Genomic DNA, 18,442 nt, shown 5'->3' on the forward strand with positions numbered 1-18,442 from the left:
GTCTCGGAACCCGCCCCTACGGTTTAATTGTTGATTATTGCTCAAATGCGATCGCATTTTTTCCACAACAAAATGTAGGGGCGGGTTCTGTAATTATCTTCAATTCTGAGCAATAATCTGACTAAACCCGCCCCTTCTTAAATGCGATCGCCTGAGAAGAAAGGGCGGGTTTAGGGAGATAATTACTGATCATTAAAGCTGGTCTCGGAACCCGCCCCTACGGTTTAATTGTTGATTATTACTCAAATGCGATCGCCTGAGAAGAAAGGGCGGGTTTAGGGAGATAATTACTGATCATTAAAGCTCGTCTCGGAACCCGCCCCTACGGTTTAATTGTGGATTATTGCTCAAATGCGATCGCCTGAGAAGAAAGGGCGGGTTTAGTCAGATAATTACTAATAATTAAAGCTCGTCTCGGAACCCGCCCCTACATTTTGTTGTGGATTATTGCTCAAATGCGATCGCCTGAGAAGAAAGGGCGGGTTTAGGGAGATAATTACTGATCATTAAAGCTCGTCTCGGAACCCGCCCCTACGGTTTAATTGTGGATTATTGCTCAAATGCGATCGCCTGAGAATAGAGGGCGGGTTTAGTCAGATAATTACTGATCATTAAAGCTGGTCTCGGAACCCGCCCCTACGGTTTAATTGTGGATTATTGCTCAAATGCGATCGCACACCGCTATAACTGCCAGGAGCGACTGCTATAACAGGCAAGATGCCTGTTCCACTATTATGATTTGTGGGAATTTTGTTCTGTCTCTTCCGAGACTGAATCAGAAGCATCGGGGGGGGTGGAGAGTTCATCTTTAAACCCTCGGAGGCTTTGACCTAAACTTTTGCCAATTTCAGGAATTTTTTTAGGGCCAAAAATTAACAAGGCTACTACTAAAATAATGGCTATTTCCGGCCAACCTAAACCAAACATAATATTAAGCTCCTTGTCCAAAGTGCTAACTGAGTCAACCTTGATCCTAAACTGATATTCTGGAATACAAGCCCGAAATAAGTAAATTCCTACAATGGTAAATACCTCCCCTGTCTCTATCCGGGAGCAACAGCACTCCCTAATCCGCCAACTCGCTGACCAAATTCAAGCCAGTTGGAGTCAATATCTCGATTTGGAACCCTACCATTTACCAGAAGATTTAGGGTATGTGGAAGGGCGGCTAGAAGGCGAAAAACTGATAATTGAAAATAAGTGCTATCAAACCCGACACTTTCGGAAACTGCATTTGGAATTAGCCCAAGTTGGTCAAAACCTGGATATTCTGCATTGTGTGATGTTTCCCAGAGTCGAATATGATCTCCCCATGTTTGGGGCTGATTTAGTCGGCGGACGGGGCCAAATTAGTGCGGCGATTGTGGATTTATCCCCAACGCATTTAGACCGCAGTTTACCGTTACCCTACCAAAACCAATTACAACCGCAACCAGAAAAACAGTTTTCTCATCCCCGTGAAATTCCGACTTGGGGGGATATTTTTTCAGAGTTTTGTTTATTTGTTCGACCGACAACACCGGAAGAAGAAACTCAATTTTTGCAAGTGGTGACGCAATATTTGAAAGTTCATTGTGAATATGCGATCGCTCAAAACCCGCTTTCTGAAGAAAAACAATCGGAAATTATCGCAGGTCAACAACGTTATTGTACTCAACAACAACAAAATGATAAAACTCGCCGTGTTTTAGAAAAAGCCTTTGGTGAAGAATGGGCTAATTATTACATGACAACGGTTTTATTTGATAGCAACGAAAAAATAACAGCCTAAAAAAATTAAGCCCGTTATTTAGATCAAGTTAGATATCTTTAAGATAAGGGATCACTTTTCTTAAGTAAATCTAGTAGATTCTGATTTACTGCTTTTTTTTCGTTGAGTTTTGCCTTGAGTTTTGCCTTGAGTTTTGCCTTGGGTTCTTTCTTCGGTGGGAGTATCATGGGGTGATGATTTAATCCCCCCGGGTCGAGTCGTGCGGAAGGTAACATTAACTCCTTCATTAGATTGTTCTAATACTAAAAGAGGAGTGGGTTTGGCTTTTTGATCCCACTCAATATGAACAATTCGTCCTTGAATTGTAGGTTGCCAATTATCATGTTCATCAGTGGGACTTAAATAGGTTTCCAAACAATCAATAATTTCATTAATTGTAGTTGATGTTGATTGAGTGGGTAACTTCATGAGTCGAACTTGAATCCGAAATAACACTCGTTTTTTAGAGTCCCCAGCAATACCTGTTTCATATTCCACATCAAAGATAGAATCCACTTGACGGGCTGTTCCCGCCGTGCTTTGTTCTCCAACGGCGGTTTGAGTTGGACGTAAGGCGATGGAGATTTGTTGTTTAACTTTCATCTTAATTTGAACGATAATGGCATAGTGGAAAACATCTTCCGCCATCCGCATTCTCAAATAATCTAAGTTAAATTCCCGCGAGTGAATTAAATCGGGATTTTTCTCCATTTTGGCAACAGTACCGACTGCCAATTTATATTTTTTCTGTAGCTCTTTATTTCTAAAAATTTCTGTGTTTAATTGTTTGGTAAGGGCGCGGGTTTTTAGTTTGAAGAAAATTATACTTCCTAATAGTAAAACCAATAAAAAACCTGTAGCCCCCATCCAAATCACATCACTCCCTAATTTGGCATTTTTAGCCAGGGGTTTTATAGGAGTTGCTGCCAGCAACGGCTGAACTAGGATAATTTGATTAGACATAAGTTATAATCACTAAACTGTAGACTCAATTTCCAGAATTTAGGGTGAAACTGTTTTAACCAATCCAAAATATGTTAAAATTAAAACAGGAGGAGAATAGCTCATCTTTAGTCTGATAATGCTCGAATTGAATTTATTTTAAATGCTCGTTTTTTCTCCTTTAATATTATTCAGTAATTCCCTACCTTATCAGTTTGATAAATTTCTAGTAAGGCTATTAAGAGAAACAAAAATTAACCCCTGATATTGCCATGATCAGCCTATTTAACTCTAAGTTATCAAAGATTCCATGCCATTGCCTAGGATTTGGAAAAAAATCACCAAACAAGAGATTGGAGAGTTCCCTGTGTACCTTACTGTAACCCTTAAGTTTTATGCTACACTGCAAGCCCGGTTTATTCTTCTACTCTACTGCTATTCTAGCTAAGAGTGTTTGCTGTTCCCTTGATTTTGGTGTTGCGTTGTGAGTTACGAACCCCTACACCACAAGTACCGTCCCCAAATTTTTGGCCATTTGGTCGGACAAGAGGCGATCGCCACCACCCTCACGAATGCGATCGAGTCTCGACGTATCGCTCCCGCTTACCTATTTACCGGGCCAAGAGGAACGGGAAAAACCTCCAGTGCGAGAATTTTAGCCAAATCTCTGAATTGTTTGGCCAATCAAAACCCAACAGCCACACCTTGCGGCATTTGTGAGGTTTGTAAAGGCATTACCAATGGATCAACTTTAGATGTGATTGAAATTGACGCCGCTAGTAATACCGGGGTTGATAATATTAGAGAATTAATTGAGCGATCGCAATTTGCCCCGGTTCAATGTCGGTATAAAGTATATGTTATAGATGAATGTTTAACCGGAGATAGTTTAGTTCAAACCCGTGAAGGACTCATCCGAATTGATAATCCCAGATTGAAAGGAAAACAAGTTTTAAGTTATAACGAAGATCAAGGAATTTGGGAATATAAAAAAGTTTTGCGCTGGTTAGATCAAGGAGAACGTTCTACCCTTGTTATTAAAACAAACAATTACGAAATTAGATGCACAGATAATCATTTGTTGAGAACAGAAACAGGATGGATAGAAGCCAAAAACGTCAGAGAAGGAATGAAGATCTTATCCCCTGTGAATGTGGGTGTGGGTGTGGAATTTCCATCAAATCAATGGAATACAAGTTTAAAAACAGTCGTATCTGTTCAAGTCGGAGAAATCGCTAAAGTTTATGATATTGAAGTAGAAGATCATCATAACTTTGTAGCGAATGGACTTTTGGTTCATAACTGTCATATGTTAAGTACGGCTGCATTTAATGCCCTATTAAAAACATTAGAAGAACCTCCAGATCGGGTTGTATTTGTACTAGCAACAACTGACCCCCAACGGGTTTTACCGACAATTATTTCACGGTGTCAACGGTTTGATTTTCGGCGAATTCCCTTGGATTCAATGATCAAACATTTACAATATATTGCCCAACAAGAAAATATTAATATTGCTGATGATGCTGTTTTTATGGTGGCTCAAATTGCCCAAGGGGGGTTAAGAGATGCGGAAAGTCTACTCGATCAACTCAGTTTATTATCCGGTGAAATTACGGTTGAGAAAGTCTGGGATTTAGTTGGGGCTGTTCCTGAACGAGATTTAATCAGTTTATTAGAAGCCATTGATTCAGGAAATACGGCTATTATTTTAGACTGTATTCGTAATCTGCTTAACCGAGGACGGGAGCCTTTAATTGTCCTGCAAAATTTAGCCGGATTTTATCGAGATTTATTAATTGCTAAAACTGCACCTAAGCGTTCTGATTTAGTTGCCTTAACTCAACCCACTTGGGAACAACTTTGTCAATTTTCTCACCGTTGGGATGAGAATATTATTCTAGCAGGTCAGAAACATTTACGAGAAAGTGAAGTTCAAATCAAAAATTCAACTCAACCGCGTCTTTGGTTAGAAATTATCTTATTAGGGTTACTTCCAGCAGCTTTACAAAAACCTGTTGTTACTCAAACCGTTTCTGTTGTCCAAACGTCTCAAAGAACCTTTGAAACTCAACCGGAAACCGTGCCATTTGTGCAACGTTCAGAACCTTCTTATCCTCCACAAAACCCGGTTAATCTTCCTGTTTCTCAACCTACATACACCCCAGAAGCTCAACCGCAAACCCAACCGCAAGTTAAAGCCGAAGTTCCCGCAACTCCCCCAGAACCACCTATTGTTACTGATGCTAATTTAGATCAAATTTGGCAACAGGTATTAGATTGTATTCAACCCTTTGGAACAAAAGAGATGTTTCGACAAAACGGGCGTTTAATCCAGTTTAATTCGGAAGTTGCATATATTAAAATGAAATCTGAACCTGTATTAAAAATGGCTAAAGAGAGAATATCGAATTTAGAAAAGGCATTTCAGCAGGTTTTTGGTCATGCTGTCAAAATTAATTTTGATACCAGAGGCGGAACATCTTCTGATCGAGTTCAAGAATTCACTCCCCCATCTCCATCTTATACTCCTGTTGAGAATTCTAGGGTTTCTTCTCCAGAAGTTTCACAATCTTCTGCTATTAATAATCAAGAAAAACAACAAATTTCTGATTCTCAATCTCAAGATATTGAAGCATTCAATAAAACAGAAGATGCTAAAAATAATTCATTTAAACTGATGGAGACAGGCAAGATGCCTGTTCCACTTGAAACAATAGAAATAGTTAAAAAAACAGTTCAATTAAATCCTGAAGAATCCGATGCTGAATCTGTTGCGATCGCTTCTCAAAAATTAGCAGAATTCTTTCAAGGAAAAATCATTGAATTAGAAGAAAAACCAATATCTAAAACAACTACTTTATTAGACAAAAAAGCTGATTCTATTGAAATTGATCAAAATGATAGCTTTATTGAAAATGATGATCTGGATGAAGAAAATTATGATGATTTTTGATCTAGCAGGAAACAGGTACTAGATTTTTACCCGTAGGGGCGGGTTCTGTAATAAATTATGATACTTACAGATAACTTTGATAAACCCGCCCACTTTCCACTCTCAGTTTAATTCGAGGTGGGAATAGGATTTGGTATTTGATTAATCTCTCGATTTCCGGTTTCTTGTCGTAGCAAAAGCTCCGGTGTAGCTTGACGAAATGCGCCACAATAATATAAACTTAAAACAGCTTTATAAGCCCAGTGAGTCGGTTCAACATCAATATAAGGGTTTGGTAAACGATCGGCTTGATTTTGAATACAAGCATTAATAATTTCTTCCCGTGTTGGTGTTGAAATTTGCTCAAAATTTTCCGATGAATTAAGAGGTTGTTCTTCAGCTTTGAGGGGAGTGAATGAACCCATTATCGTTAATATTGTTATCGAAAGTAAGGGGAAACAATAATATTTCATGGTGAATAAATCCCTAATAAATTAAGGTTTAAATTCCGAGGATTGAGACAATTTCCGAAATAGCGATTTTTGCCAGATAAAAATTGCGATCGCACCCAAACACAACAACCCCATCACCCCGGCTAACGGATTTTTATCAATTCCAGTAATAGCTTCAGAAACCGTATCAGAATAATCAATCAATTGCCCGATATTAATCATATAATAACCCCAAACTAACCCCCCATGCAACCCCATCGGCAAACCTAACCAACCGGACGGACTTAACTGTAAACGATGGGAAGAAGCCGGAAACCACGCCAGTTTAGAGATAACTAAGATTGAGCCTAATAAAACTAACCCCGGAAATTGTAAAGCAGTTCTTTGAATTTCCGATAAAGGTTTAATAAAATGTAATCCTGCAAAGATTAAACTATTAATTCCTAACGCAATTTTTGGGGAATAATCTCGGTTTAATTCATCGAGTAACCATCCTCTAAAAAATAATTCTTCCGCAAACCCAATTCCAAGGGCTACTAAAAACCCTTCTAAACTAATTCTGAAAAAATCAAGGTTTAGAGATTGCCATTTCACCCAACCAAATAAAGATTCGATTAAGAATAATCCTATTAAACTGAATAATCCTAATAATAATCCTTTGAGATAATTTTGATAATTTTTAGGATTAAATACTAACCCATAGCGAGTTAGGGGGTGAGATTCTTGATCAATTATTTTTCCCCAGACGTGAATTAATATGATAAACTCGACATAGAGAAAAATTAAGGTAATAATACTAACAAAATTGCGATCGCTCACCCATAAATAAAAAGGTGCCGCCAAGGGAAGCCAAAGCAACACCAAAACCAGGAGAAAAATCACAATTCTCAGAAAAGCAGGATATTCTCTTAACAATTCAAGCTTGTATTTCAAACCAATTTCCCTATATTTTAGGAGGTTTATTCATCCGGTTCAATAGTGCTGATGAGTCCATGAGTTTTCAACGTTTCACAGTAAAATTCTGCGTGTTCTTGAGCGCAAGTAATCACCAAAGCCAGACCATTTGTATGGGCTTCCATCATAATACTTACCGCCTGGGGCTGAGTCAAACTGGGAACAGTTTTGATCAACACCTGGACAACATACTCCATCGAATTGAACTCATCGTTATGCAGCAAAACCCGATAACGGGGTGCAATTTTTCTAACGGTGGCACTCTTTTGTACTGTCTCAACAGACACGGCTTTTTCTCCTTTTTGAAAAAATGGAAAGGGTTTAGGATTAGTAAAATCAATAAATTATTAGACTTTATACAGTTTAATGAATCCTTGCAGGAGCGACAAGGTTGTTAGGGGTTGGCGGTTGACCCGACATCTCAGACCGGGACACGATAACATATTAGAAGGGAAATCCCCTACTCTAGTTTGAGTGTTTCAACCCTGTTAAGTTTTTATGAGACGTAGAACCAAAATGGCACCTGCTAAACCTTCACTCTTTAATTACACAGCTTTAGCAGTGATTGGCGGGGTACTGATTCTGGGAATTGGGATTGGGATTGCAATTAGTTCCACAACCACCTTAACGCCAGAAAACGTAGCCTCCAGTCAATTTATTGACCGAAGCGCGCCGAGTGCCGAAACCTGTATTAAATTTGGTGCAAGTGCGATGGTAACGGATCTGCGTGTTTTTGTCACCCTCAACCCCTTTAATGTGTATGTGACGCAACCGAAACTACAACCGGGATGTGTTCTCCGCACGAGTAACTGGGCGATTTTAAAACAACGGAATCTCCTGAATAATCAACAAGAGCGAGATTGTAAACAACGTATGAATACTTTTGGATTTACCGGGGATTTAGAAAATAGTCCCGCTATTAACTGTATTTATCAAAATGATGGTGCGGCGAACCTGTTTATTAATCAACCTGGGGGGATTCAATCACCAACCCGACCTGAATCAGAACGATTTTAGCGGTGTCGGGTTTCCGGTTTTGGTTTTCTAATCGGTTTTGAGATCAAATCCATTTTAGAGACGCGCCCATAGCTTTTCGGCAAATATAGGCGCGTTTTTACTTTATGTTATTATCCTCTTTTCCATAGCCAAATATTAGATTAACGTGAGTTAAGATAATGCTTGGAATGAATAATAGACTCAACCCTGAATTTTTAGATCATCTTCAGAACAAATACCCTCACAAATCTGAAATCTAATTATTGATTGACCAAAAAGAAATTCGGGGTTGTGAGATCTTGGGTTAATTGAATTGAAATCATTTGACCGGGTTGTAATGTTGTGGGTGAAGGGGATGTTCCTAGACCAATTCCTGCACCTGCGATCGCACCCACTAACGCGCCAATTCCGGTAAATCCACTAACCAGAAATCCGGCTAAACTTCCCGCACCTGTCCCAATTCCTACTCGTTCAGGACTAACTTCTAAAGACCCTGGAATCCAATTAGATTGACCTCGAATTGCAATGCTGCGACCCTCTAAATTAATCGCTTGAGCAATAAATCGACTGCCTTTTGTTGTCGTTTCAAATTCTCCCACAATTGGCGTATCCGGTGGAACAATAAAATTCCCTAAACTATCAACTATTCCCCCTTGTAATAACAACACATCCTGACGTTCTGAACGACGGGTTAAACGCACTTGATCTTCTGTCGGATACAGTAGTGTTAACTTCGTTCCCGTCGGGAGCAAAATCGCTGACGGACGGGGAGGATAAATATAAGATTGTGTTCCTGGCTGTCCAACGGGGGGTAAGGGTTGACCAAAGGGAACCGCTTGGGGGAGGGATGCAGTGCTACTGAATTGGGGGTTGGGAGCCACCAAAACCACCGCTTCAGAGACGGGAACCGGAGGGCGATAAGCTGGTGTTTGAGGGATATATACGACCGTCTGAGGAGGTGGCGGTGGCGGTGTCATCGTGGGAAGTACCTGAAATTGAGTCGGTTGATTAACCGGAACTCTCACCACCTCTAAGCTGGAGTCTCTTGTCGGTTGGGGGTTGGGTAAGGCCGTTTGTCTGGGGTCGTATTGACGCACAGAATATTGAGGCGGTTTAGAAGGTTCTGGCGGTTTAACGGTTGTGGAGGTTTGGGGTGTTGTCGAAGCGGTCACCTGTCTAGGAGTTGGGGTGGTTTGGGGTTGAGTTGTCGCAACATTAGCGGGAGTGGGGGGTGCTTCTGGGGGTAAGGTTTGCAGGGTTGGACGCAGTACCCAGAGGTTATCTATTCCTATTTGTCGTAAATCTAAAGCTTCCGCATCAATACTAATCCCCGGCGCAAACTCAACGACTAATTGAGCTTGTTTGGATTTAGCTTGGGTTAACGTAACTTGACGCACAACGCCTGTCTCATAGCGTTCTGTGATATTAATTTCAACTTCGGTATTGGGTAGGTCTAGGACTAAACGAGGGGGAATATTATAAACCGATAATTGGGGTTTACTACCCGATGGTAATTCAACCTCAACGGTTCCAGTGTTCGGATCAATTTTCCAGTCTCCCACCACCACCGCCTGTACTGCTAAGGGATAGGCAGTTGTTAGGGCCAGACAAGCGACAATACTAGAAGTTCTCAACAGCAGACTCCCATACAACGCGGGTACATCTGAGGCGACTAACGTTTGTAAAGTTTGCTTAAATTTGGGCTTGAAGTTTTGCGTTTGCATGGTTCTTGACATGAAAACTCTAGTTTAGATGTTTTATTAGCACGTTTGAGGGGAAAATGCAAGTAGAGGCGTGCCTTGGTGCGTCTAAGATTGTAGTAAATATTTTGAAACTTTAGTAGAAGGAACCACAAAGACACGAAGACACGAAGAATAGGATTGAATCAAGATCAATAATATCCTACAATTAATAAAAAAATTACAACCTATTTTTATAATGTTATTCATTCCCAAACTCTGCCTCTAAAATTCGCTCCACTACTATTATTAATGGGGGAATTTTAGTTTCCACAATATCCCAGATAATCTCATCTTCAATACTAAAATAAGCGTGAGCCAAAATATCACGCAGTCCAGCAATTTTTCGCCATTCAACCTCTGAATACTTCAAGCGAATTTCCTGGGGAATATTTTTAACGGCTTCTCCAATAATCTGCAAATTCCGCACAACCGCATCATAAGTGCGCTCATCACCTTGGAAATCCTCAAAGCTCATTCCTTCTGTGTACCGTCTGACTTTGACTCCAGAAGTGAGGATATCTTCCACATAAAGGCGAATACTACGCGACATAAATAGCTTCGTGTTCTATAGTAGAGCGAATCAGAGGTTTAAGCGATCGCTGACTTACCAAGTCTACCCGCGTTTCTAGTAAATCTTCGAGGTAAAATTTTACATCCATATAGCGGTCAAATGTAACTGAACCCTCAAACTCAACTAAAATATCAACATCACTATCAGGTCTAGCTTCATCCCTGGCGACAGAACCGAATATTGCTAACAATTTGACTCCCAAGTCTTTTAATACCATCCGATGCTGCGCCAGAATACTGAGAACCTCATCCCGCTTCATAATTCACCCTATCGTCACAACAATTTTAGCTTATTGTCTATTATATACTCATAAACCCGCCTCAGTTATTATCAAAAAGGCAAGTAGAGACGTGCCTTGGCGCGTCTAAGATTGTAGTAAATCTTTTGAAACTTTAGAAGGAACCACAAAGACATGAAGACACAAAGAATAGGATTGAATCAAGATCAATAATATCCTAGAATGTTAGACTGTTGAACTAACCCGGAAAAACGGGATACAGGATTAAGAGGGGAAATTCCCTCTCGAAATCTCGATCATTATGTGTGAGGAAAGATGACAAAAGGAATCAACTCAGAACAGGATACTGTTCAGAAACAGCCTGGGGATGGAGAAACTTTATCAAATCAGGAAAAACTTCTAGATCACACAGTTTTTAAAGGGACGTGGAAGAAAAGCCATCAGTTCGGTTTAGCAACGGGTTCTTTACTGCTATTAACTTTATCTGTAATTACTTTCAGCCAAGCCAGTTCAACGGATTTTTTATTAAAAAAAGGCAGTCAAGGAACGGAAGTTAGTCACCTACAACAGCGTTTAAAGGAAGCCGGATATTGGTCAGGAAATATTACCGGAAATTATGACGAATTAACGAAAAATGCAGTTAAAAGTTTTCAAAAAGAGCAAGGAATTGTAGTTAATGGAAAGCTAGATGAAAAAACAAATTCTATCTTAATAAATAGGACAGAAAAGAAAAGTTTAGCCTCCCGTTATTTAGATCATCAAGTAGAAGACTTAAATCCAACGGATGAACGTCTCAATCCTCAACTGAAACTTCAAAAAAGAATTAAAGGAGATTTAGCGCCCAAATCCGTTGTTTATTCAGGAAATGGGTTATTTTTTGTGCAGAATATGATGTATGAACATTCGATTAATGTTTATGATCGTCAGTTTAATTTAATTAAAAAAATTCAGGATGAAGTCAAATTAAGCGATTATGGTTATGCTGATTTTAAAGATAGTCGATATCAAGGTTCTCCGGTAGAAGTGGCATTTTCTCCCGATGGACAATCAGCTTATATCAGCAATTATGAAATGTTTGGTTCAGAATTTACGAATCCTGGCTATGATACTTGTGAACCTTCTGATCAATTTGATCCCAGTTTTATTTATCAAGTTAATACCCAAACTTTAGAGATTAAAAATGTAATTCAAGTCGGTTCTGTTCCTAAATTTGTAGCGGTTTCTCCGAACAATCGTTGGGTATTAGTGAGTAATTGGTGTTCGGGAGATTTAAGTATTATTGATAGCCAATCTCACCAGGAAATCAAACGGATTCCTTTAGGTCAATTTCCGCGTGGAATTGCGATTGATCCGCAATCAAAACTCGCTTATATTGCGGTGATGGGAACTTCAGATATTGCGGTGGTTAATTTAGAAGATTATACGGTCAATTGGATGTATGATGTGGGATTATATCCTCGGCATTTAGTGTTAGATAGTTTGGGGAAATATTTATATGTCACCCTGAATGGCGATGATCATGTTGCTAAAATTGATCGAAAAACGGGAGAAATTATTAGCAAAATCTTTACGGGAAGTGCGCCTAGAAGTATGGTTTTATCGGCAGATAACCAGTTTTTATATGTTGTTAATTATTATTCTCACACTGTTAGTAAAGTTCGCACTGAAACAATGGAATTGATCGAAAATGTTACCGTAGATTTAAACCCCATTGGTATTACTCTCGATCCGCAAACTCATCAAATTTGGGTGGCGTGTTATACCGGAAGTCTTATTGTTTTACAGGATAAATTTTAAGCTAAAGATTTCCTATCAGGATAGATTTCCTATTAAATCTAATTATAGATGCTACAGATGATCCCTCCTTTTTAAGCAGGGTTAGGAGGGATCATTTAGGGATTTGATATCATCATGGATGAGTTAATTTTCCTCCTGTCACTTCTAATAAAGTTCCCGTCATAAAACTACTATCTGAAGATGCTAAAAACACATAAGCGGGAGCAACTTCTTCCGGTTGGGCCGCACGTCCCATAATACTTTCAGTATCAAATTGATCGATTTCTTTAAGGGGTAAACTTGTCGGGATGCTCGGTGTCCAAACTGCACCCGGAACAACCGCATTTACGCGAATATTACGAGTGCTTAAATTTGCCGCCAAAGACTTAGTAAAAGCGTGTACTGCGCCCTTACTCGTCGCGTAATCAACGAGAATATCCCGACCGATTTGACCTGTAATACTGCCCGTATTAATGATGGTATCTGTATCTTTGAGATGATTTAATGATGCTTTCACCATATAAAAATATCCAAAAACATTGGTTTCCATCGTTTGACGAAACTGTTCTAAACTCAGATCTTCAATTTTTACCTGAGCCATTTGATAAGCCGCATTATTGACTAAAATATTCAATTTTCCAAACTGTTTAACTGTTTGTTGAACCATTCGTTCACAAGCTGCAAAATCCCGCACATCTCCTTTCAAGCCTAAACATTTTTTACCGTGTTTTTGCACTTCTTGACAGGTAACTTCTGCATCATGTTCATTGTGTTGATAAACAATTGCCACATCAGCCCCTTCCATGGCATAAGCGATCGCAATCGCCCGACCAATTCCCGAATCTCCTCCGGTAATCAAAGCCACTTTTCCTTGCAGTTTCCCGGCGGGTTTATACTCAGATAAATCGGTTTGAGGCTGAGGAATCATATCCTCTTGAGACGCAGGATAGTCGAGTTTTTGCGCTGGAATTTCAGCCGGAGTAAAACGATGTTTATCTGTTTGCATGATTTCACCTCAATCCTTTAACTTCTCACTATAATTCCCCCCAATAAAACAGCGATCTTCCATCAGAGATAAATTTCCGATTTTACCTGAAAACTTATCTCTCAAGACATAGAAAACTGCTCAACAATTGAGTAAAACACTCGTTTTGATAGTTTAAAATTCTGCCCTTTTATTTATTCTTTCCAGACAAAAACTTTGGCTTCATATTCCGGTAAATCGATGAGAATGTTGTCATCTCCTGATTCAATATCATAATTACTTGTCCACTCATGCCAAGTACCATTAGCGGGGAAGTGAGGAACTTGATAACCTGCTAAATACTGGTCAGAGAAATTAACAACAACCACGATCCGAGATCCTTGATCATTCCATCGGGTATAAGCTAAAACTTTATTATCAGGATCTTCATGGAAAAAATCAATATTTCCGCTATATAAAGCGTGATTCGTTTCGCGTAAAAAAATCAAGCCTTTGTAATATTGAAATAAACTCTGATTACTCTCATTTTCCAACAATTTCCAATCCAGTTTTGCCGACTCAATTGTTTTGGCTTTATATTCTCCAAATTCTTCCCCCATCCAAATCAGAGGAATTCCTACGGCTGTTATCAATAATGCCACTCCTAATTTCACCCGTTTAAACACTTCATCGTCAAAAATTCCGCGATTTCCTAACTCTACGATTAAGCGATTATGATCATGGTTGCCCAAATAATTGACAATATTGTTAGGCCCCATAAACCCTTGACGTTTGCCATCTAAAATATCTTTAAGTTGTTCTAAATCAAAGGTATCGCCACATAAATGATCCGTTAGAATATGATAAAAACTATCATGCCAACAGGCATCCATCGGCCCATCACTATTCGTAATACTGGGGTTTTCTGGCACATATTCAGCAACATTATAAAAGGGTTTTACCCCGGCTTCATGTTTGGCTTCCTGCACCACCCACCGCAGAAAATCATAATTGCCAATTTGTTTGGCAGCATCATAACGAATGCCATCAAGATGATATTCTCGAACCCAGAATTTCACCGTATCCCCAATAAATTTTCGGGCAGGATAGATGTCTAAATTTTTGTCATAGTGTTCATAATTAAATTCTGGCCCCCAGTTAAATTCTGCATCTTGCTGGCTATGATGATACCAATAATCATGATCAATTTGAGTTAAAGGACAGGAGGCTTCTGAATGGTTATAAACGCCATCAATTAACACTCGAATTCCGCGTCCATGACATTCATCAATCAGGTTTTTTAATTGTTCAGTTGTGCCATAACTGGACTCCGAAGCAAAGAAATAGCGAGGATTATATCCCCAACTATGATCTCCCGGATGTTCTTTGACTGGCATTAATTCAATCGCATTCACCCCTAATTCACACAAATAATCTAACTTTTCCATAACGTGCTGATATTTGCCCCGTGCAAAGGAGTCATCTTCTCCTCCTGAAAAATCCCCGACGTGCATTTCATAAATCACTAATTTATGATCGGGAGGTAAGGGTTTATCATCATGTTTCCAAACATAAGTATCAATGATTTTTTCCCCTTCTTTAATCCGAATAATTCCATTTTGAGTGGGATCATCAATATCAGTGGCGTAGGGATCAACAATTTCTACCCATTCATCGGGTTCTAAAAACCAACTTCTCGAACGCACTCGAAATTTATATTGATACGTTCCATCTTTTAACTCAACTTTAGTCCGAAAATAACCATCTTTACCTTTTTTCATGGGGATGTCTTTCCAGTCCGAAAAACTTCCGATTAATGCTGCTTCTTTATTATAAGGAGCCAACAGAGAAAATTCAATTGAATTAGGCATTTTTTTAATTCCTTGTCATTCATAAAAAAGGGAATAATCGGGATCATGTCTAGTTAAATGCACTGAATCAAAAAAACTAATTTAGGGGTTGATTCCGGTCAATTCACCAGACATGATATTAGAGTTTCATCGGTTAAGTGATAACTGCTAACGCTCCTGCGCCTGCGGCTGCGATCGCAGAAAGAGTGGCGGTAAAAAATAACCACCAGGCTGCTGCTGCTGCTGCTTTTCGGGTTTCTTCAAGTTGATGTTGAGCTTCTCGTTTGACTTGTTCCAGACGCATTTGAGTATCCATTTGTAGACGTTCAGCCCGTTGTAAAACCCGGTTACGACTGCGTTCAATTTGATCAATAATCCGATTAGCATCCTCCTCAGAAATATCCTCGCGTGAACTCAGAAGGGCGACTAAAGTATTGCGGTCAAATTGACCAAGACGATTTCGTAAAGCGTCAAATCCCGCTTGGGGATCATCAAATAATGTCCGAATATCATCTCGAATTCCCTCATAATTTAATTCCGGTCGTTCTAAACTATTCAAATAGTTACGAATTCGATCTAAAATACCATCCATAACCGATTGAATTCGCTGTTGAATACTTCGCAATTGCTCCAGAAATTGTTCCCGAACTTGGAAGATTTGATCAGCAATTCGATGGGCTTCTGCTTCCGTCATATCCTCCCGTTGAACCAGTAAAGCTACTAAGGTTTCTCGATCAAAATGGGATAACCGTTCTCGCAAACTTTCCACACCCACACGCGGATCATGAAGGAGTAATTTTAAATCTCGTTGAATTCCCGCCGGATTTAATTCCGCCCGATCTGTTGAGCGCAAATAATTCGTTAATGCACTTTGGAAATCATGGACTTTGTTTTGAGTTCTTCGAGCTAACCGTTGGGGTGTTCTAGCAATACTATGTAACGTCGATAAGGTACTATCAATCGTCTGATTAATTTGCTCCTCAGTTAAATCATGGCGTTGATTTAATAACTGAACTAATGTATCCCGATCTACTTTAGAAAACCGTCGGCGGATGGCTTGAACTCCCAGTTGAGGATCTTCTAATAATAAATGGAGATCCCGTTGAATTCCTTCGGGATTTAATTCGTCTTTTCCCGTATTTCGTAAATAATCAGAGATCGAATTCATCGCCTGATCATACTGTTGTTGAGCTTTTCCTATTAACCGATCTGGGGTATAACGAACTTGCATCCATGTCGATTCAATCTGATCTAAAATTCGCTCGACTTCCGCTTCACTTAAATCATTTCGAGAGGTTAATAACTGTACCAAAGTATCTCGATCAAATTGAGAAACTCGTTCACGAATTGCCGCCATTCCGACTTGGGGATGCTCAACTAAAGTTCTTAAATTCGTTTCAATGCCATCAGGGTTTAATTCCGATTTTCCGGTATCGCGTAAATAGGATTTGACTTGTAACCATTGTTCAGAAATGTTAGCTTTAATTTGAGCTTGGCGATTTTCTGATTCTTCCAAAACAGACGCTTTAGCCTTGTCTAAATTTGCCGCCACAATTAAAATATCATCGGCGGGTAAATCTCCTCGTTTTTGGAGTACAATTTCAAACCAACGCTGATTTAAAGGGGCTAAACGTTGAGTTAATTGCTCAAAACTTGCATGATGATCTTCCAAAAGGGGTTTCAAATTCAGGAGAATTTTTTCCGAAGTTAATTCATTCGCTGGGGTCGTGATTACATAATGTTCTACATCTCCTAAAACCGTCAGTTGCATTTCCTGCTCAATTGCTTCTTCGGTAACTCGTAATACCTCTAAGCGAATGGTTTCTAATTGATCCGCTAATTCTTTAATTCTAGCTTGAGTAAAAACGCCCCTTTGTCTTAATAAATTTACAAAATCAGTGCGTTTTAATGAGTGTAATTGTTCTGCTGTTAATTCAGGATCGGCATTGGGATCATAAATCACATCTCGAAAATCCTGTTCAACTTGTCCGGGTTTCATTTCCCAAAAATAAGTATTCAGGAGATAGTTTTCAACATCGGCTTTAATCGGACTATAAGACTCTTTACCACTCAATTGATTAGCAATTTTATGGGTTTGTTCTCCCACCTGACCTTTGAGACGATTTAACTGATTCAGAATTTTTTCGACATCAAAATCCGAGAGATCACTGCGTCCGAGTACCAGTCCAATTAAACTATTGAGACTCATCGTTAAGCCTTGGGACATAATACTGGCAGGTTGGCTAGAATTATTGGGTTTTTGTTGAGCAATTAAGGCATCTATTTTTTGGTTTAAATCTTTCCCTAATAATTGTTGAGAAGTTGCCGATTTGAGATAATTAACAAACTCCCCCATCATATCTTGAGGTTCAGGAATTTGACGAACGGTTTGACTCCAGACACTTTCTAATTGTTCTGCAATTCGTTCAACATCCCGACGAGATAAATCGGTGCGACTCTTGGCTAAATCAATAAAAGTTTGACGATTGAAGTTAGGTAAAGAACCATGACCGCCAATTTCTTTTAAATTTGGATCATTGAGAATTTTTTCAAACTCTCCACGAATTTCTTGAAGATTTAATTGCGGGGGACGTAATTTTTCTAAATATTCTTCTACTTGTTCTCGCATGGTAATCGGATCAATTCCCCCTGTGAGTTCTCGGCGTACCGCACTGGCGGCGGCTTCTGCGGTGGCGACTACTTGTTTACTGGCGGCGGCTCCTCCTAGGGCTGCGGTTGCCATTCCCAATAAGCTTTGAATTCCCGATGAAGTGGTATTGAAAACAGAACCAATCATCGAACCAACGGTACTTGAACTCATCCAAACTAAGAGGGAAAAATAGGTAGCCCAAATTACTAAACCGACAATAGCCCCCAAGGTTGGTGAGGTTAAAAGGCTCAATTTAACTGCTAATAAAGCAGCAATAAATAAAGCCAAAGTAACAGTAATAACCGTAGCAATTCCTAGGGTGGTTCCAACTTTTTTTAGGGTTCCTCCAAGGGAGGAAGATCGATGATCGTCGTGATCAGAAGAATTTCCTAGATTTGAAATTCCGGCAGCAACCCCTAAGTTTGTTAACAAAAGTTGTATAGCAAATGCCAATACAACCCCAGAGATTAAAGCGGTAAAGAATTGAGGGCCGCTAAATAGAAAGGCAGCTTTCTCAACTGTATCGATATTAGCACCTTCTGGGGAAAATTGAGCAACGATTTTAGGAGTGATACTTATTAGGTCTAAGGTTTTAATCATAATTGATTCCTTTTTGAGTCAA

At 39.4% G+C, this 18,442-nt stretch carries 15 protein-coding genes; 4 read left to right on the forward strand and 11 right to left on the reverse strand.

The features are described from left to right. Window positions 1-732: 732 nt before the first annotated feature. Window positions 733-927 carry a twin-arginine translocase TatA/TatE family subunit gene (tatA, locus tag PL8927_RS06875; RefSeq protein WP_083618952.1) on the reverse strand — a complete coding sequence of 65 codons (195 nt, stop codon included), beginning with the start codon at window positions 925-927 and terminating at the stop codon, window positions 733-735. Window positions 928-1,021: 94 nt separating this feature from the next. Between tatA and PL8927_RS06880 the strand changes: the two genes are divergently transcribed. Further along, the gene (locus tag PL8927_RS06880; protein WP_083618954.1) at window positions 1,022-1,771 is read left to right on the forward strand and encodes a phycocyanobilin:ferredoxin oxidoreductase; all 750 of its coding nucleotides are present in this window, start codon (window positions 1,022-1,024) and stop codon (window positions 1,769-1,771) included. Between the two features lie 60 nt (window positions 1,772-1,831). On the opposite strand, the gene PL8927_RS06885 is transcribed toward PL8927_RS06880, so the two are convergent. Beyond that, window positions 1,832-2,713 carry a hypothetical protein gene (locus PL8927_RS06885; RefSeq protein WP_083618955.1) on the reverse strand — a complete coding sequence of 294 codons (882 nt, stop codon included), beginning with the start codon at window positions 2,711-2,713 and terminating at the stop codon, window positions 1,832-1,834. A 463-nt stretch (window positions 2,714-3,176) separates the two neighbouring features. On the opposite strand from PL8927_RS06885, the gene dnaX reads away from it, so the two are divergent. Beyond that, on the forward strand, window positions 3,177-5,648 hold the full coding sequence (gene dnaX / locus PL8927_RS06890; RefSeq protein WP_083618957.1) for a DNA polymerase III subunit gamma/tau: 2,472 nt from the start codon (window positions 3,177-3,179) through the stop codon (window positions 5,646-5,648). 107 nt (window positions 5,649-5,755) lie between these two features. Here dnaX and PL8927_RS06895 read toward each other — a convergent pair whose 3' ends face one another. From PL8927_RS06895 to clpS, 3 genes are all read right to left on the reverse strand, one after another. Continuing rightward, the gene (locus PL8927_RS06895) at window positions 5,756-6,052 is read right to left on the reverse strand and encodes an S-layer protein (protein WP_231505942.1); all 297 of its coding nucleotides are present in this window, start codon (window positions 6,050-6,052) and stop codon (window positions 5,756-5,758) included. A 69-nt stretch (window positions 6,053-6,121) separates the two neighbouring features. After that, window positions 6,122-7,012: a CPBP family intramembrane glutamic endopeptidase gene (locus tag PL8927_RS06900; protein WP_083618961.1), complete on the reverse strand. Its 891-nt coding sequence runs from the start codon at window positions 7,010-7,012 to the stop codon at window positions 6,122-6,124. 26 nt (window positions 7,013-7,038) lie between these two features. Next, on the reverse strand, window positions 7,039-7,320 hold the full coding sequence (gene clpS / locus PL8927_RS06905; RefSeq protein ID WP_083618962.1) for an ATP-dependent Clp protease adapter ClpS: 282 nt from the start codon (window positions 7,318-7,320) through the stop codon (window positions 7,039-7,041). A 211-nt stretch (window positions 7,321-7,531) separates the two neighbouring features. Here clpS and PL8927_RS06910 point away from each other — a divergent pair, with 211 nt between their 5' ends. Next, entirely contained in the window at window positions 7,532-8,050 is a 519-nt protein-coding gene (locus PL8927_RS06910; protein WP_083618964.1) for a DUF3172 domain-containing protein, read from the forward strand. A 239-nt stretch (window positions 8,051-8,289) separates the two neighbouring features. Here the strand turns inward: PL8927_RS06910 and PL8927_RS06915 are convergent, their stop codons facing one another. The 3 genes from PL8927_RS06915 to PL8927_RS06925 form a co-directional block, all read right to left on the reverse strand. Next, on the reverse strand, window positions 8,290-9,753 hold the full coding sequence (locus tag PL8927_RS06915; protein ID WP_197047339.1) for an AMIN domain-containing protein: 1,464 nt from the start codon (window positions 9,751-9,753) through the stop codon (window positions 8,290-8,292). 217 nt (window positions 9,754-9,970) lie between these two features. Continuing rightward, the gene (locus tag PL8927_RS06920) at window positions 9,971-10,321 is read right to left on the reverse strand and encodes a HepT-like ribonuclease domain-containing protein (RefSeq protein WP_083618967.1); all 351 of its coding nucleotides are present in this window, start codon (window positions 10,319-10,321) and stop codon (window positions 9,971-9,973) included. After that, a complete protein-coding gene (locus PL8927_RS06925; RefSeq protein WP_083618969.1) occupies window positions 10,311-10,601 on the reverse strand; it encodes a nucleotidyltransferase family protein in 291 nt (96 codons plus the stop codon). Before PL8927_RS06925 ends, PL8927_RS06920 begins: the two co-directional genes overlap by 11 nt. A gap of 294 nt (window positions 10,602-10,895) precedes the next feature. Here PL8927_RS06925 and PL8927_RS06930 point away from each other — a divergent pair, with 294 nt between their 5' ends. Next, on the forward strand, window positions 10,896-12,377 hold the full coding sequence (locus PL8927_RS06930) for a peptidoglycan-binding protein (RefSeq protein WP_083618971.1): 1,482 nt from the start codon (window positions 10,896-10,898) through the stop codon (window positions 12,375-12,377). A gap of 112 nt (window positions 12,378-12,489) precedes the next feature. On the opposite strand, the gene PL8927_RS06935 is transcribed toward PL8927_RS06930, so the two are convergent. From PL8927_RS06935 to PL8927_RS06945, 3 genes are all read right to left on the reverse strand, one after another. Continuing rightward, window positions 12,490-13,362, reverse strand: coding sequence for an SDR family oxidoreductase (locus PL8927_RS06935; protein WP_083618973.1), 873 nt, complete (start codon window positions 13,360-13,362; stop codon window positions 12,490-12,492). A 173-nt stretch (window positions 13,363-13,535) separates the two neighbouring features. Next, window positions 13,536-15,191, reverse strand: coding sequence for an alpha-amylase family glycosyl hydrolase (locus tag PL8927_RS06940; protein ID WP_083618975.1), 1,656 nt, complete (start codon window positions 15,189-15,191; stop codon window positions 13,536-13,538). 133 nt (window positions 15,192-15,324) lie between these two features. Further along, window positions 15,325-18,420 (reverse strand): hypothetical protein, encoded by a 3,096-nt coding sequence (locus PL8927_RS06945; RefSeq protein ID WP_083618977.1) that lies wholly within the window; start codon window positions 18,418-18,420, stop codon window positions 15,325-15,327. Window positions 18,421-18,442: the final 22 nt, after the last annotated feature.

It is taken from the genome of Planktothrix serta PCC 8927, assembly GCF_900010725.2.
In the GTDB taxonomy this organism is placed as follows: Bacteria; Cyanobacteriota; Cyanobacteriia; order Cyanobacteriales; family Microcoleaceae; genus Planktothrix; species Planktothrix serta.

What these genes read in the sequence shown, in the direction of transcription:
- PL8927_RS06930 (WP_083618971.1), top strand. Translation starts at nt 10,896, where the DNA reads ATGACAAAAGGAATCAACTCAGAACAGGATACTGTTCAGAAACAGCCT.
- PL8927_RS06925 (WP_083618969.1), bottom strand. Translation starts at nt 10,601, where the DNA reads ATGAAGCGGGATGAGGTTCTCAGTATTCTGGCGCAGCATCGGATGGTA.
- PL8927_RS06945 (WP_083618977.1), bottom strand. Translation starts at nt 18,420, where the DNA reads ATGATTAAAACCTTAGACCTAATAAGTATCACTCCTAAAATCGTTGCT.
- PL8927_RS06895 (WP_231505942.1), bottom strand. Translation starts at nt 6,052, where the DNA reads ATGGGTTCATTCACTCCCCTCAAAGCTGAAGAACAACCTCTTAATTCA.
- PL8927_RS06920 (WP_083618967.1), bottom strand. Translation starts at nt 10,321, where the DNA reads ATGTCGCGTAGTATTCGCCTTTATGTGGAAGATATCCTCACTTCTGGA.
- PL8927_RS06880 (WP_083618954.1), top strand. Translation starts at nt 1,022, where the DNA reads ATGGTAAATACCTCCCCTGTCTCTATCCGGGAGCAACAGCACTCCCTA.
- PL8927_RS06910 (WP_083618964.1), top strand. Translation starts at nt 7,532, where the DNA reads ATGAGACGTAGAACCAAAATGGCACCTGCTAAACCTTCACTCTTTAAT.
- tatA (WP_083618952.1), bottom strand. Translation starts at nt 927, where the DNA reads ATGTTTGGTTTAGGTTGGCCGGAAATAGCCATTATTTTAGTAGTAGCC.
- PL8927_RS06885 (WP_083618955.1), bottom strand. Translation starts at nt 2,713, where the DNA reads ATGTCTAATCAAATTATCCTAGTTCAGCCGTTGCTGGCAGCAACTCCT.
- PL8927_RS06915 (WP_197047339.1), bottom strand. Translation starts at nt 9,753, where the DNA reads ATGCAAACGCAAAACTTCAAGCCCAAATTTAAGCAAACTTTACAAACG.
- PL8927_RS06935 (WP_083618973.1), bottom strand. Translation starts at nt 13,362, where the DNA reads ATGCAAACAGATAAACATCGTTTTACTCCGGCTGAAATTCCAGCGCAA.
- PL8927_RS06940 (WP_083618975.1), bottom strand. Translation starts at nt 15,191, where the DNA reads ATGCCTAATTCAATTGAATTTTCTCTGTTGGCTCCTTATAATAAAGAA.